The sequence below is a fragment of the Reichenbachiella carrageenanivorans genome, from assembly GCF_025639805.1.
Taxonomy (GTDB): Bacteria; Bacteroidota; Bacteroidia; order Cytophagales; family Cyclobacteriaceae; genus Reichenbachiella; species Reichenbachiella carrageenanivorans.
The window spans coordinates 2504318-2519927 of record NZ_CP106735.1; the positions used below are offsets into that span (position 1 = coordinate 2504318).

Consider the following 15610-nt stretch of genomic DNA (forward strand, 5'->3'; position numbering starts at 1 on the left):
TTGTGGTTAATGATAAGCCTACTCGTTAGTTTTTCGGCTTTGTCTCAGGTTCAAATTTCTGGGGTGATTTATGATGCAGCAAACAAAGAGCCGCTCCCAGGTGCAATGATCAGTATACATGAGCTGAACCTAGCAAAGGTGACAGACATAGATGGTCGTTTTTTATTCGAAAACATCCGTTTGGCTACTTATCATTTGCATGTCAGCTACATGGGTTACAAAGCCCAGACCATGGTGAAGACCCTGGGGCAGGGAGAAGATCATATCAAAATATATTTAGAACCTACCACATTGGAACTCAGTGAAATCGTAGTAGAATCTAATCACTACAAAACGGGCCCTAAAGAGCAAACCTTGCCCATGGAAATTCTGGATGCCGAATTTTTAGCTAAAAACAGAAAAGGGACTTTCGTCAATTCTTTAGAAGATATCCCTGGAGTCAGCGCAATTAATACTGGTGTAGGCATATCTAAACCCGTGATTAGAGGTATGAGCTTTAATCGGGTAATCGTAAACGACAAAGGAGTGAAGCAAGAAGGCCAGCAATGGGGGACAGACCATGGGCTGGAGATTGATATGTTCGAACCAGGACGAGTAGAGATTATCAAAGGACCAGGTTCGTTGATGTATGGCTCAGATGGTTTGGGGGGCGTGATCAATATTTTCCCACCAGCCATACCGCATGATAAAGAGATAGAAGGGGGAGTACAGGGGATATACAAGTCCAACAATCATTTGATAGGGACATCGGCCATGGTGCAAGGAGAGAAAAATGACTGGGTATATAGAGGCAGGTTTAGTACACAGGATTTTGGAGACTATCGTGTGCCTGCGGATCAGTTTACCTACAATGGCTACAGTTTACCTATCTACGACGAGCGCTTAAAGAATACGGCAGGAAAAGAAAGAAATTTTACTTTGATGTCTGGGGTTAAAAAAAATTGGGGTTATTCTACCCTGACGGTGAGCAATTTTCATCAAAAGGCAGGATTATTCGCTGGCGCAGTAGGCATTCCTCGATCGTACCAGCTGGAGCCAGACGGCTCTAGCAGAAATATTGATATCCCTTATCAAAAGACGAATCATTTTAAGGTGTCCTCTAATTCCAATGTCTTATTAGGAGGGCATTGGTTGGAAATGGACTGGGGGTATCAGCGAAACCAGCGCGAGGAGCACTCTGACCCTACAGCCCATGGTAGAGAGGAAGGTCCTGATGGCACGCTGGAGCATGGGTTGGATCTGCAGACTTTGAGCGTGAATACCCGTTATTTCTGGCGATCTTCGGAGTCTCACACACGTATTATTGGCTTGCAAGGACAATATCAATGGCATGATTGGGATGGTTTTGCCTTTCTTTTGCCAGCGTTTACGAGTAGTTCGGTTGGGTTGTTTGCCTATGAAGAATACAGTTGGGCAAGGCGATTTACCGCTACGGGAGGGCTGCGGTTGGATTATGCCACTCGTGATATCACTGGATATAGTGAATCTGATGGTACAGATTTTTTTCAGTACAATGAGGATTTGAATCGAGATTATTTCAATGTGTCGGGCGCGCTGGGACTTTCCTTTTATCCCAATGATTTACTCAATATGAAGCTTAATTTGGGGTCGAGTTTTCGAGTACCCACACCCAACGAACTGGCAATCAATGGGCTGCACCATGGCACTTTTCGGTACGAGCTGGGCAATAGTGACCTTACCTCCGAACGTGGCCTTCAGGTCGATTTTAGTTTAAGTTATCAGAAGAAAAATTTCAGTTTGGTCGTTACGCCGTTTGCTTCCTATTTCGATGGGTTCATTTATTTGGCGGCTACCACACAGTTTTCGTCGGATCTCAATCCCTTCTTGCCAGCGGAGAGCGGGCAGATCTACCAATATCGACAAAACGATGCCGTGTTTGCAGGTACAGAAGTGGCCATGGAATACCACATGTTAGATGAATTGCATTGGCGGGCAGCCTATGAATATGTCTATAATTATAACTTAGACACTAAACTACCCTTGCCCTTTACACCGCCAGGATCGCTATATACCGAATTGGAGTATGGGATCGAACTCAAAAGCTCATGGCTCAAGGATATTCACTTTGGTACAAATGCTAAATGGGTTTTTGATCAAAACCGTGTGGATCGTAATGAAAATACGACCCCTGGCTATTGGCTATTGGGCGCCAATGTAGGTATGGGACTGGCTATGGGGAAAAAGAATACGGCACAGCTGGCTTTTTCTGCTCAAAACCTGCTCGATAAAGAATACTACAACCATTTGAGCCGTTATCGTTTGCTCAATTTACCTGAGCAAGGGCGAAATTTTGTAATATCTCTGCACATACCTCTTGCAATACAATAACATTAACATTAATATTGCAATATTATTGCATAAATGAAAATTCAAATGAGAAACACGAAAAATTGGTTGATGATGATGCTGGCACTGCCAGTTCTGTATGCTTGCGACGAGAGCGATACAGTGGATACTATTGCGCCAGAGATTACCCTGGAAGACCCGATAAGCGGTGAGGCATTTGCTGCTGGAAGTACCATGCATGTGCACGGTGACTTGAGCGATGATCAAGGTTTGGCTACGTACAGCATTTCTATTCATAGCAACTTCGATGGTCACTCACATGGTAGAGTGCTTGCTCAGTTTGCATTTAGCGAAAGCTATGAGGCTGAAGGTACTGCTGCGCATATCGAGCAGGAGATTGAGATTGATGCTACAGCTACTGCTGGCCCCTATCATTTTATAGTAGAGGCGATAGATGCCGCAGGCAATGCTACTTCTTTTCAAGATGATTCGAGTATTGAGATAGAAATATGGATTGAAAATGAAGACATGGCCCATATTCATTTTACGGATGAAAATGATGTGGAAATTGATGAGATCGAGGGCGTATTAGGAGAAAACTTGCCAATTTATGGTGAAGTAGAAGACGAATCAGGTACGTTGGATCATGTGTACATTATGGTAGGTCACCTTGAGGAAGGTGAGGATGAGGATCACGACCATAGTCATGGCCGTGTGCTAGAGGATCATATTTTTGAAGAAGAGTATGAAGTAGAAGGTGAATCTTCCGTATTGCTGCAAGACTTGCTGGCTAGCGAATCCATTGTTGTTAATCAGGAGGATATGGATGAACTAGAAGATGGAGAGCATCTTTATTTGATCGTACAGGCAACCGACGAAGATGGTAATGTAAGCCGCAGTACAATAGAAATTCATTTTGATTGATTTGAATTGAAATATCGACTAACAAAAAAAGGGCACGAAGCCCTTTTTTTGTTAGTCGATATAAATGTCCCATTCTAATTACCTATTTTCGATCGTATGGATCGAAGAAATTTTGTCAAGAAATCAGCCGCTGCTTCTGCGGCTACTTTGCTCACGGTAAGTGTGGCAAAGGCACAGGCTAAAGACCAGCAAGCACTCATCAAGCCCAAAGCCTTGCAAAAGGGTGATACCATTGGGTTGATTACTCCTGCCAGTGCCGTGACACGTCAGGCCTTCGAAAAGGCAGTAGCCAATCTGGAAGCCATGGGGTTTGTGGTGCGCTATACGGACAACATGGCCGTGCGTAAAGGTTTTTTGGCTGGCACAGACCAGCAGCGGCTCGATGACCTGCACCGCATGTTCGAAGACCCAGCGATCGATGGAATCGTATGTGCGCGAGGTGGCTATGGTTCTGGTCGACTGCTGCCTGATATCAATTATGACCTGATCAAGGCCAATCCAAAGGTGCTCATCGGCTATAGCGATATTACGGCGTTGTTATATGGGATTCACAAAAAAACGGGTTTGGTTTGTTTTCATGGGCCAGTAGGAGCTTCGGAGTATTCGGACTTCACGACCAAGGGATTTGACCAGGTCTTGATGAGGAGTAAAAACAATGTGAAATATGAAGTGCCAAAAGACTGGGAGCAGCTTGCAGATCCAGCCTATCAGACCTTGCCACTTGTGTCTGGTCGAGCCGAAGGGGCTTTGGTAGGAGGCAATTTGAGCTTGATGTGTTCGCTCATGGGTACACCTTATGATATTGGTTTTGCAGGCAAGATTGTGTTTATAGAAGAGGTAGGAGAGTCGCCCTATCGAGTAGATCGCATGCTCACACAGCTGCTCAACTCAGGTAAGTTGGCTCAGGCCAAAGGCATAGCGATGGGTGTATTCAAGGGCTGCGAGACCAAACCAGATGATCCAGATTTTGCTTTGTCGACCAGCCTAGAAAACGTGCTTGCGGACCGATTTAGTGACCTGAAAATCCCAGTGCTCTACGGGCTGCCCATCGGACACATCGACGACAATGCTACATTGCCTTTTGGTGCTCGAGCAGAGCTGGATGTGGAGAAGGCTAGTTTGCAGCTGATGGAGGCTGGGGTGGTGTGATCGCCAAATTTATGATTTGGCGGAGCATCCAGAATGCAAAAAAATCTCTCATCTAGCACTGTCCGAGCATGATCTTACCACAGCATGTTAGCTATCGGATAAATCTAAGTTATTGCATTTCTAATATCTTCTCTTGTCGAGCCATTATAAAGGGTGTTTATTTTTGGCGAGATGGAGTTTAGCTTCTTCAAGCTTAATCTACTCTTGAATATAGTTCTCCACTTCGCATATCGTAAGTTCTTTTTGTTTTTAAGGAATAGTCTAAGTCTAACAAAAAGCATTTCAGTTTTATAACGTGCATCTGGTGGTTTTTTGGAGGGGTGATCTGCATCAAAAAAACGAACACCACATACATCAGAAAAGTCACACTACTGGCGTCAGCAGTTGGGAGTTGACAGGGTTAGGTGGTTGCTGGCTGTGGCTTATGGTCAAATGTTAATTTTTTTCACAAATACTTATTCCTTTTAGCAACCTTTTTTTCTTTATTGAGTAAAACCGAATGAACATTCAATCTATATTTGTAGAATGAGAGATAGAAAGCAAGCAATTTTTCAAAGCGCCCTCGAGCTGATCAACGATTATGGCTTTCATGGCATGTCTATGGGGCAGTTGGCCAAGCATGCCGATGTGGCTGCAGGTACGATATATCATTATTTCAAAAGCAAAGAGGAGATGATATGTGTGCTGTACGCTACCCATATAGAGCAGGTACAGGTTCGTTTGGAGCAAGCCAATGATCCTACACTGGCCTATAAAGATCGGTTTTATGCGATTTGGTGGGCGATGTACGATTATCATATCGAGCACTCCTATGTACTGAGATTTTATGAGCAGTTTGTCAACTCTCCGTATTTCAAGGATGTGAAAAGTAATCCTGTTTTGGAGTTGTTCGAAGACTTTTTGGAGGAGGGAATGGCAGCAGGGCTGATCACTAAAAGTCGTTCGGATATCCTTTCTAGTCTCATGATAGGCAATACGATTTCTGCTTTGAAAATGAAGTTTTATAAAAATCTCAACCTGAGCAAACTGGAGATCAACAGTATCATCGATTTGCTTTGGAAAGGACTATCAGCCTGATCGCTCAATAGTACTCATAAGAATAGATAAACAACAAGAAAGAAACATAGGTGAATATGAAAAAGAAATTGAGCATATGGCTCATGATGTGTGTATTAGGAGGTGCGACAGCCAGAGCCCAAGATAGTTTTACACTGGATCAGTGTATTGATTATGCCATGCAGCATAAGGCCGACATGGAACGAGCCTTGCTCGACGAGCGAATTGGGCAACACGAGATCAATGCAAGTTTGTCTGAGTGGCTGCCGCAGGTTACGGCCGATTTTACCTTGGCCAATAACCTGAAACTGCCCAGTACGGCCTTTGGGGATCAGGTCATTCAGATTGGTAGAAACTACAATTCGAACCTCATGCTTAGAGCAGAGCAGACACTCTATAGCAACGAAGTACTATTGGCCAGTAGGGCATCGAGTCATCGAAAGCAGCAGCTACAGCAGGACATCACCTATCAGAAGATTAATACCGTAGTAGACGTGAGTAAGGCCTATTACGATATCCTACTTACCCGTGAGCAGTTGAGTATCCTCAATAGCAACATCGTGCGACAGCAAAAGCAATACAACGATTCATACAACCAGTATGAAAATGGTGTGGTAGACAAGACGGATTATCAGCGAGCCAGCATTACATTGGCCAATTCTAAAAGTGCCAAAAAGCGTACAGAAGAGGGGATGAAGGCTAAAACAGCCTATCTCAAGCAGTTGATGGGTTATCCTGTGGACAAAAACCTAAACTTAGCGTTTGCGACCAAAGAGGTACTGAGAGAGGAAGTGGCACTAGATACCACACAGCTCCTTGTGGTGGACAATCGAGTAGAGTTTCGTCAGCTACAGACAGACTTGGAATTGCTCAAACTGAGTACGAGTTACCAAAAAATGGGACTGATTCCTAAAATATCGGCTTACGCCAATTACAACCCACAGTATTTTGATAATAGTTTTGGAGATCTATATAGCAATGCCTTTCCGACGTCTAGTATAGGTATTACGGCAAGTATTCCCATTTTTCAAGGTAATAAACGAAACCAAGAAATCAAGATGGCCAGCTTACGAGAATCGAGGCTGGAAGTGACTATGGCGGATGCCACCAGAGCCATCAATACAGAATATGTGACCTCACTGGCCAGATACAAAAGTGACTATACCGACATGGTGACACTCAAGAGCAATGCGGATTTGGCGCAAGACGTGTACAACACCATCAAGTTACAATACGATGAAGGCATCAAAGCCTATGTAGATGTGATCGTAGCCGAAACCGAATTACAGGCCTCACAGCTTAATTACCTAAATGCAGTTTACCAATTGCTATCTAGTAAACTAGATTTTCAGAAAGCCATTGGAGCAGTAGATATCAACTAAGAAATAATGAGTAAAGTATATAAGCAAATGAAAAGCATCAATAAGATAACCAATGGACTCCTTTTAGGCCTACTGGCCGTAGTGGCGATGGCTTGTAGCAGTGGCAACACTTCGCCCAGAGTACCTGGGCCAGCTGTAGTCTCTATGATAGACGTGACTCGTAGTGAAGTGACGGGTGTAGATACCTACCCTGCTACTGTAGTGCCTGTCAATGAAGTTGAGCTGAGGTCTCAACTCTCGGGCTATATCACCAAGATTTTTGTGAAAGACGGTGCAACTGTGACCAAGGGACAAAAACTCTATGAAGTGGATCGTACGAAATATGTAGCGAGCTACCAGCAAGAAAAATCAAACTTGGCAACTGCAGAAGCCAACTTAGCACGTGTAGAGCAGGATCTGAAAAGGTATGAAGCACTCTATGCCAAAGATGCAATAGCTAGTCAGAAAGTAGACTATGCAAAAGCAGACTATAAGTCGGCCGTGGCAGAAGTAGCCGCCGCCAAAGCCAGATTGTCTTCCTCTGCCAATGACCTACAGTACTCGGTGGTGAAAGCGCCATTTGCGGGCTCCATAGGCTTGCACCAAGTGAGAGAAGGCACGCAGGTATCGCCAGGACAGCCGCTGCTCAATACCATTTCATCGGACGACCCGATGGCTGTAGATTTTGTAATCAATGAAAAAGAAATTCCAAGGTTTATCAGATTGAAGAAAGAAGGGCAGATCGATTCTTTGTTTAGGCTGGCCTATACCAACGGAATGCAGTATCCCTATCAAGGACGCGTGTTGGCGATGGATCGGGCAGTAGGCCGTCAGACGGGTACTATTACGATTCGACTGAGCTTTCCTAACCCTGACCGAGAACTGATCCCAGGGATGACCATGTCGGTGAAAGTGCTAAATCAAGACCACGGAGACCAGATTACGATCCCGTTCAAAGCCGTAGTGGAGCAGATGGGAGAGTACTTTGTTTATGTGGAGCAAGAGGGCAAAGCGAATCAGTTGCGTATTCACTTGGGCACTGTAGTAGGCGATCAGGTGGTCGTACGCGATGGTCTAAAGGGAGGAGAACGCCTCGTAGTAGATGGGCTCCAAAAGCTAAGACAAGGAGCACCCATTCAGGCAGCTACTGCTAAGTAATCAATTTGATAAGATCACAAAATAACGAAGATGATATCTGATGTATTTATAAAACGCCCAGTCACGGCGATAGTCATATCCATATTGCTATTGCTCGTAGGGACGCTGGCCATTCTTAATCTGCCAGTGACGCAGTATCCAGAAATCACCCCTCCGGTGGTTTCTATATCGGGCAATTTTACAGGCGCAGATGCGCTCACTGTAGAGCAGACCGTAGCTACACCTGTAGAAACGCAAGTAAACGGTACGCCAGGTATGGCCTATGTGTCGTCCAATAGTACCAGCACGGGCCAGATGCAGATGAACGTAACTTTTGAAGTAGGTACGGATATCGATATAGCCACCCTAGATGTACAAAATAGGGTAAGCATAGCCGAGCCAAGTCTCCCTGAAGTGGTGAGAAGGTTGGGACTAGAGGTGCGAAAGAGAAACCCAAGTATCATGATGGTAGTGGGGATCTATTCGCCAGAAGGCACACATGACGTGGCTTATCTCGACAACTACACCAACATCTTTGTGCGGGATGCCTTGCTGCGTGTGCCTGGAGTGGGAGACGTGCGAGCACTCGGGCAGGATTTTAGTATGCGCCTTTGGCTCAAACCAGACAAGATGGCTCAATACGGTATCAACAACCAAGAGGTAAATGCTGCTATTCAAGAGCAAAACCTACAAGTGGCTGCGGGCAAAGTAGGCGCTATGCCGCAGGTAGATGAGCAGGCTTTCGAATATCCTGTCACTGTAAATGGTCGTCTGTCGACTAAAAAAGAGTTTGAGGACATCATCGTCAGAACTAACCCTGAAGATGGGTCTATAGTGTATCTGAAAGACATTGCACGGGTAGAGTTTGGTAGGTTTGATTATGGTCGGGCGTCGTTGGTCAATGGTCACCCTACAGCACTATTGCTGCTCTATCAGGCACCAGGTAGCAATGCCTTGGGTACAGCAGATGGAGTGAATAAAGTACTTGAAGAATTGAAAACGGCATTTCCGAATGACGTGGATTATGTGGTCTCTTTTGAGTCGGTTTCTGTGGTGGAGGTTTCTATCGAGGAGGTGCTACATACGCTAGGAGAGGCCTTGCTGTTGGTGATCATCGTGGTGTTTTTGTTTTTGCAAAGTTGGAGAGCTACACTGGTGCCTATCTTGGCGATTCCAGTGTCTATCATCGGTACATTCATCTTCTTTATCCCACTTGGCTTTACAATCAATACCTTGACTCTATTCGGGTTTGTATTGGCCATTGGTATTGTGGTGGATGATGCCATTGTGGTGGTGGAAGCCGTACAGCATTATATAGATCACGAGAAGCTTTCGCCAAAAGAAGCGACCAAGCGAGCCATGAAAGACATTACTGCGCCAGTGATTGCTATTGCCTTGATTTTGGCGGCGGTGTTTATCCCAGTAGGTTTTATCCCTGGTATTGTGGGGCGATTGTATCAGCAGTTTGCGATCACGATTGCGATCTCTGTTTTGATCTCTGCTTTCGTGGCACTTACGCTTACACCAGCGCTTTGTTCACTTATGCTGAGACCAATGAACCTGTCTGATAAATCTACAGGGATCAATCGTTTTTTCTTTCGGTTCAATGCTTGGTTTGAGCGTGTAACGCAGTCTTATGGGCAAGGAGTGAAAAAATCGATCAAAGCTACACCTATGGTTCTGGTGATATTGGCCTGTATTTATGTAGGCACGGTGGGTATGTTTGCCGCTAAGCCTACGGGCTTTATTCCTTCCGAAGATGAAGGTCGTTTGTTCATTGCCATGGAATTGCCGGAAGGCTCATCTACTGCCAGAACCTTAGAGACGATGGATAAGGTGGGTGATATATTGGCGGAGCACAAAGCCATCAAAAACTACACTGGTATTGCAGGTTTGAATGCGATCAACTTCTCATTCAAATCCAATAGTGCGACCTACTTCTTGCAAATGCACCCATGGGCAGAGCGAAAAGATCCTTCGCTTCAACTGCAAAGTGTAATCAATCAGCTCAACGGGCAGTTTGCAGGTATTCACGAAGCGGTCATTCGGGTGGTTTCGCCTCCAGCTATTCCTGGATTGGGTCAGACAGGCGGGTTTAGTTTTATGCTAGAGCAGCGTGCTGGTGGAGATGTAAAAGAACTCGAAAGCGTACTGGGGCAATTTCTCATGGCGGCCAATCAGCGGCCAGAGATCGCGATGGCGTATAGCTTTTTTACCGCTAGAGCGCCTGGGTATCATGTAGAAGTAGATCGTGAGAAAACCAAGAAGCTGGGAGTACGAGTTTCGGATGTGTTTTCTACCATGTCGTCTTTTATGGGAAGCCAGTATGTGAATGACTTTACACGTTACGGCCGAAACTTCCGTGTGGTGGCTCAGGCCGATACCCTATACAGAATGGACATTAAAAATCTAGAGAAATATTATGTGCAAAATCAGCGAGGAGAGTCTATTCCGCTGAGTGCGCTGGTGACTTACAAAGTGGTGGAAAGTGCGCCTGTAATCTCGCATTACAATCTATTTAGATCTGCGGAGATCAATGGGGGGGCTGCACCAGGCTACAGTAGTGGACAGGCCATGGATGCACTCAAAGAAGTAGCTGCCGAAGTATTGCCAGCAGGGTATAGTTATGACTTTTCAGGGCTGAGTAGGGAAGAACTCTCGGCAGGCAACAGTACGATTGTCATATTTGGACTGTCGATCGTGTTTGTCTTGCTGCTGTTGGCGGCTCTGTACGAAAGCTGGTCGGTACCGTTTTCGATTTTGTTTGCCGTGCCATTGGGTGCGTTTGGAGCGATCTTGGCACTCACGTTTTTGCCACACCTAAGCAACAATGTATATGCACAGATTGGATTGATCACGTTGATCGGCTTGGCAGCGAAAAATGCCATCCTGATTGTGGAATTTGCCAAAGAGCGGGTAGATGCTGGGATGGAGTTGATAGCGGCTACCATCGAGGCCGTCAAACTTAGGTTGCGTCCAATCATCATGACATCGCTGGCCTTTATTCTGGGTGTGGTGCCTTTGGCGATGGCGTCTGGTGCAGGTGCTGTGGCTCGTCAGACCATCGGGTGGACGGTGATCGGAGGGATGCTTGCCGCTACGTTCTTAGCCATATTCGTTGTGCCAGTATTGTATGTGGTCATTACCAAACTGGCCTATGGCAAAAAAGGATTGGCAGCGCTAGAGGCACAAGCTTCGAGTGAGCCTTCGTAGATAAAGATCATATATAGTTTATAGTTTTTGGTTGTTAGATAGGGCTGCTCGAGAGGGCAGCCCTTGTTTTGTTTATGGTTTTGAAAGTGGCAGTTTGCAGATCATTTGTTTGTCAGGTTAATGTTTGTGTGATCCTGTAAAAGAAAGGAATTCCCCCAGAATACTAGAGCTTAAAGTGTAGTGATTCAATTTGCCGTTGAACCTATGTAGTTCTACAGAAACTAAGTTTATCAAAGTCTTTACAAGACAGCCAAGCCGCTTGACAGGCCAAGTAACGGGGTATATGTAACAGGACTCTGGGTAAAAGGATACAGCGATATGAGAAATGTATCATGTATCAGGTAATTATGGATAATTATACTGCGCTCTTGCGTGAAGGATTTAGACAAGTTTGTGTTAGATCAAAAATTGACAACGATATTTTGAGGTGGGTTGAGATTCATTTCAAAATGCTAAATTTAAGAAAGCAAGACTATGAGTAAAATGTATACGGTTCTGTCCATCGTGGTGCTGAGTATTGTTATGCCATTGATGGGCCATGCACAAGAAGTACTTACTCCTGCAGCAGATAGCTATGTGCGGGGAGGAGATTTTTCCAATGATAATTATGGGGCTGAAGAAAAGCTGGATTGTAAATTAGGAGGGTCAGATGAGTGGACGAGAGAGACTTATTTAAAATTCGATTTGTCATCACTTACCGAGCCAGTAGTAGTGAGTGCTATCCTTAGACTCAAAGTAGCTCAAGGTGGTGGCGGTGGAGATATCGACACGCATACGGCCTTTTTTGTGGCGGACGATTCTTGGGTAGAAACTTCGATTACGTGGGACAACAAGCCCACGCCAGGAGCTGAGTTGGGAGGCGAAAGAAGCCCTGCAAAAGACGCTTGGTTAGAAATAGATTTGACTGATCAGGTAGAAATAGAATACGAAGGGGATCAGGTGATTTCTTTGGCGCTGAGTTCGAGTGGCGAAGAGGTGATCTACTACCATTCTAAAGAAGCTGTTTCTTCTGACGATCGCCCACAGTTGGTATTGGTGATGAGCAACGACCAAGTAGCGCCTGCCGCGCCTGTAGGCTTGTCTGCTACGGTACTTAGCGATAGCGAAATAGATTTGACATGGAATGCCAGCGCAGAAGGAGATTTAGCACATTACAATATCATGCGTTCGTCTGATAATGGTAGTACATACACGCAGATAGCTGAAAAAATCACAGCTACCAGTTATAGCGATATTGATTTATTGCCATCTACTACCTATTTCTATACGGTAACTGCGGTAGACGATTCTCGAAACGAATCTGATGCTAGCTCAGCTGTGTCTAAGACTACTGATGCACCACCTGCACCACCCGCAGCACCTACTGTGCTTGCTGTAGTTAGCAGTACGGGGTATCAGGTAAATCTGACTTGGACAGACAATGCGACAAACGAGCGTGGATTTTCATTAGAAAGAAAAACAACGGGAGACTTTGCTGAAGTAGAAGAATTAGATGAAGACCTTGTTAGTTTTTCTGACAAAGAATTGAACCCATCAACTACTTATATTTACCGAATACGAGCTTTCAATGCAGGAGGTAACTCTGCGTATTCTAATGAAGTTTCGGTGACTACAACGGCACCAGATTCTTATTATGTAGATGCCATTTCGGGTGACGATGGCCATGCAGGTACGAGTGAAGGAACAGCATGGAAGACTTTGCAAAAAGTGAGCAGCCATACTTTCCTACCAGGAGAGAAAGTACTTTTCAAAACAGGATCTGTATGGAATGAGAGATTGACCTTGAATGGCTCAGGTATCGAAGGAAGCCCGATCATAGTAGATATGTACGGTACAGGCAACAAGCCGATTTTCAATGGAGGAGGAGGTAGCCAAGGCTTGCCTACTGTTTTCTTAGAAAATGCCGAATATTGGGAAATCAACAATTTAGAAATCACCAACTCTGATGGCTCAAATACCTATCAAAGTAATTTGTGGGGTATCATGGTAGATGTAACAGAAGCTGGTGAGTTTAACCATATCTATATCCGCAATTGCTACATCCATATGATCAATGGAGAGGTGTCGTTGGCAGATGCGCCGAACGAAGGAAAAGAAACAGGAGGCATTACTGTCACGGTAAGCAGTGGATCGTCTGACCCAGCGTGGTACAGAGATTTGAAAATTCAGAATAACAGAATAGGAGGAGAACTAGGCGGTGACTTGGTGAGTGGTATGGGTATTTCTACCGAATCAACACACGGGAAAATCCAATTGGGAGAAGATCGTAAGTTGTTCCAGGAAGTAGTAGTGACCGAAAACGTGATCGGGCCTACAGGACGAAATAATGCGGTGATACGGGTAAGTGAGAAGGCTTTGGTAGAGCATAATTTGTTCAAAGATTCAAGTCGAAAAATGACAGGGCATAACGTGTACAACTATAACACGCTCGACTTTGTGATTCAGTATAATGAAGCCTATGGCAACGTAGGGCCATCTACCGATAAAGATAGAGGTGGATATGATGCCGATTATCAGTCGCAAAACACATATATCCAATACAACTATAGCCACGACAACAACTGGACACTGGGTATCATGAAAAGAGCAACTAACGAAAATGTTGTGTTTAGATACAACATCGCTCAGAACGATAAGCACTCCGTTTTCCGATATGGGTTTAATAGTGACAGAGGACTCACAGATGCACATGTGTATAATAATACCTTTTATGTCTCGTCAGATTATACCATCGAAGTATTTGGTGTGAGAACGGCTTTAAACACCGAATTTTATAATAACATTTTCTACTTCGAAAATGAGGCTACTTGGGGGACTAGTACACAAGGGCTCCCAATCAACTGTACTTTCGAAAACAACTGTTTTTATAACATTTCACCCAAAGGGACAAATTACCTCACGACCAATCCTAGTCTTGTAGATCCAGGTACAGGAGGTGAGGATATTGATTGGGATGAATATCCTAACATCTTACAGGGATACAAACTACAGGAAACGTCCATTTGTATAGATGCAGGTAAAGTGATAGAAAATAATGGCGGACAGGATTTTTGGGGCAACGCTCTATACAATGGTCTGCCAGATATAGGTGCGCATGAGTATGCAGAAGAGAAACTGGTTACTGCTACTGTAGATGTGCCTGCTCTGGTGCTTGCTTATCCTAACCCATTCGTAGATGAAGTCAACTTTAACTTGCCTGTAGATGCAGAAAGTGTTGTGATCTACGACATGTCAGGAAAAAGTATTGCCAATCTAAATACCGATGATGGAAGTAAAACCTTAACTTGGAGACCAGCAGCAAATGATTCAACGGGTACGTTGATCTACCATATCAACAGACGAAATGGTGATGCTATTACTGGTAAATTGATTAGAAAATAAGGATGAGATTTTTAATGACTTCGGTTATAAATAATAAGTTTTCAAACCTTCGACTCTCAGGAGTCGAAGGTTTGATTTTTATGTGCCTATGGGTGTTACAAGGATGCTCTCCAGCACAAAAGGAGTATTTTGTTGAGATAGATGATTTGCCAGTGACCGAAGCCGAGTTTAGGCTGTATCTCGACCGAAATATAGCCAGAACCTACAACTACTATTATCAAGAGTGGGGAGTAAATGCACATACTGAATTTTGGGAAACCAAGTATGGAGACAAGACCCCAAAGGAATATATCAAAGCAATGGCTCTAGCTCAGTTGGTTGAGATCAAATCTAGACAGCGTTTGGCCACTCAAATGGGGCTAATCAAAGAGTTTACCTACGATTCACTGCAGCATTGGTGGGTGCAGGACAATGCAAGCCGAAAACTCAAAAAAGCAAGTGGAGGGATTGTATACGGTCCTGTGGAGCGAAAATTCGAAGATTTTTACGACTATTTCTATGCTAGTTTGTTCAATAATCTCCAGGAAATGGCTTACGAAAAGCTATTCACGCCGAGTCCAGCCGAGATCAAAGCTTATTATGAATTGAATAAAGAGAAGTGGTTTGTCTATATACCAGAAGTAGAAGCAGAATATCTTGAATTTGAATTTGATGGATCGAAGGATAAAAAGCAGCTACTTTCGCAAGTTGAATCTGCCGAAGCGGCACTCACCAATGGCGCAGATATGCGTAGCATAGCGGCAGGTTACCCAAGAGGGCAGTACCGACATCAAACTTTTGTCAAGAGTGATGAGGTCTTAGGAGAAGAAGACGTAGAAGGCCAACTCAACGCTTGGGCATTAGGACTTGATACCAATGAAATCAAAACCTTTATAGGTCGTTCTACCATTTATTTGATGCATGGCATCGAAAAAGCAGCTCCTAAAGCGTATCCATATGACGAAATTGAAAGAGACGTCATTTGGTACTATCGCAAGAATCACTATCAGGAGTTGTTAGACAGCCTGAGTGCTCAAGCTAAGGTCGTGATCAATCAGGAGTCATTTGATCGTATGAAGGTCCAACCTTAGCGATTCTGCAGT

At 44.5% G+C, this 15610-nt stretch carries 9 protein-coding genes; all 9 read left to right on the plus strand.

Annotated elements, in window-relative coordinates; translation table 11 throughout:
- Window positions 1-9: 9 nt before the first annotated feature.
- The 9 genes from N7E81_RS09930 to N7E81_RS09970 all read left to right on the plus strand — a co-directional run bounded on the left by N7E81_RS09930 (window position 10) and on the right by N7E81_RS09970 (window position 15598).
- Complete coding sequence (locus N7E81_RS09930) at window positions 10-2349, plus strand: TonB-dependent receptor (RefSeq protein WP_263049433.1); 2340 nt, start codon at window positions 10-12, stop codon at window positions 2347-2349.
- A 45-nt stretch (window positions 2350-2394) separates the two neighbouring features.
- A complete protein-coding gene (locus tag N7E81_RS09935; protein ID WP_263049434.1) occupies window positions 2395-3231 on the plus strand; it encodes a DUF4625 domain-containing protein in 837 nt (278 codons plus the stop codon).
- A gap of 96 nt (window positions 3232-3327) precedes the next feature.
- Window positions 3328-4380: a S66 peptidase family protein gene (locus N7E81_RS09940; protein ID WP_263049435.1), complete on the plus strand. Its 1053-nt coding sequence runs from the start codon at window positions 3328-3330 to the stop codon at window positions 4378-4380.
- Between the two features lie 525 nt (window positions 4381-4905).
- Window positions 4906-5457 carry a TetR/AcrR family transcriptional regulator gene (locus N7E81_RS09945; protein ID WP_263049436.1) on the plus strand — a complete coding sequence of 184 codons (552 nt, stop codon included), beginning with the start codon at window positions 4906-4908 and terminating at the stop codon, window positions 5455-5457.
- 56 nt (window positions 5458-5513) lie between these two features.
- Window positions 5514-6818 (plus strand): TolC family protein, encoded by a 1305-nt coding sequence (locus N7E81_RS09950; RefSeq protein WP_263049437.1) that lies wholly within the window; start codon window positions 5514-5516, stop codon window positions 6816-6818.
- 6 nt (window positions 6819-6824) lie between these two features.
- Entirely contained in the window at window positions 6825-7955 is a 1131-nt protein-coding gene (locus tag N7E81_RS09955; protein ID WP_263049438.1) for an efflux RND transporter periplasmic adaptor subunit, read from the plus strand.
- Window positions 7956-7985: 30 nt separating this feature from the next.
- The gene (locus N7E81_RS09960) at window positions 7986-11147 is read left to right on the plus strand and encodes an efflux RND transporter permease subunit (RefSeq protein WP_263049439.1); all 3162 of its coding nucleotides are present in this window, start codon (window positions 7986-7988) and stop codon (window positions 11145-11147) included.
- 474 nt (window positions 11148-11621) lie between these two features.
- The gene (locus N7E81_RS09965) at window positions 11622-14528 is read left to right on the plus strand and encodes a CBM96 family carbohydrate-binding protein (RefSeq protein ID WP_263049440.1); all 2907 of its coding nucleotides are present in this window, start codon (window positions 11622-11624) and stop codon (window positions 14526-14528) included.
- Between the two features lie 2 nt (window positions 14529-14530).
- Window positions 14531-15598, plus strand: coding sequence for a peptidylprolyl isomerase (locus N7E81_RS09970; RefSeq protein ID WP_263049441.1), 1068 nt, complete (start codon window positions 14531-14533; stop codon window positions 15596-15598).
- Window positions 15599-15610 lie beyond the last annotated feature (12 nt).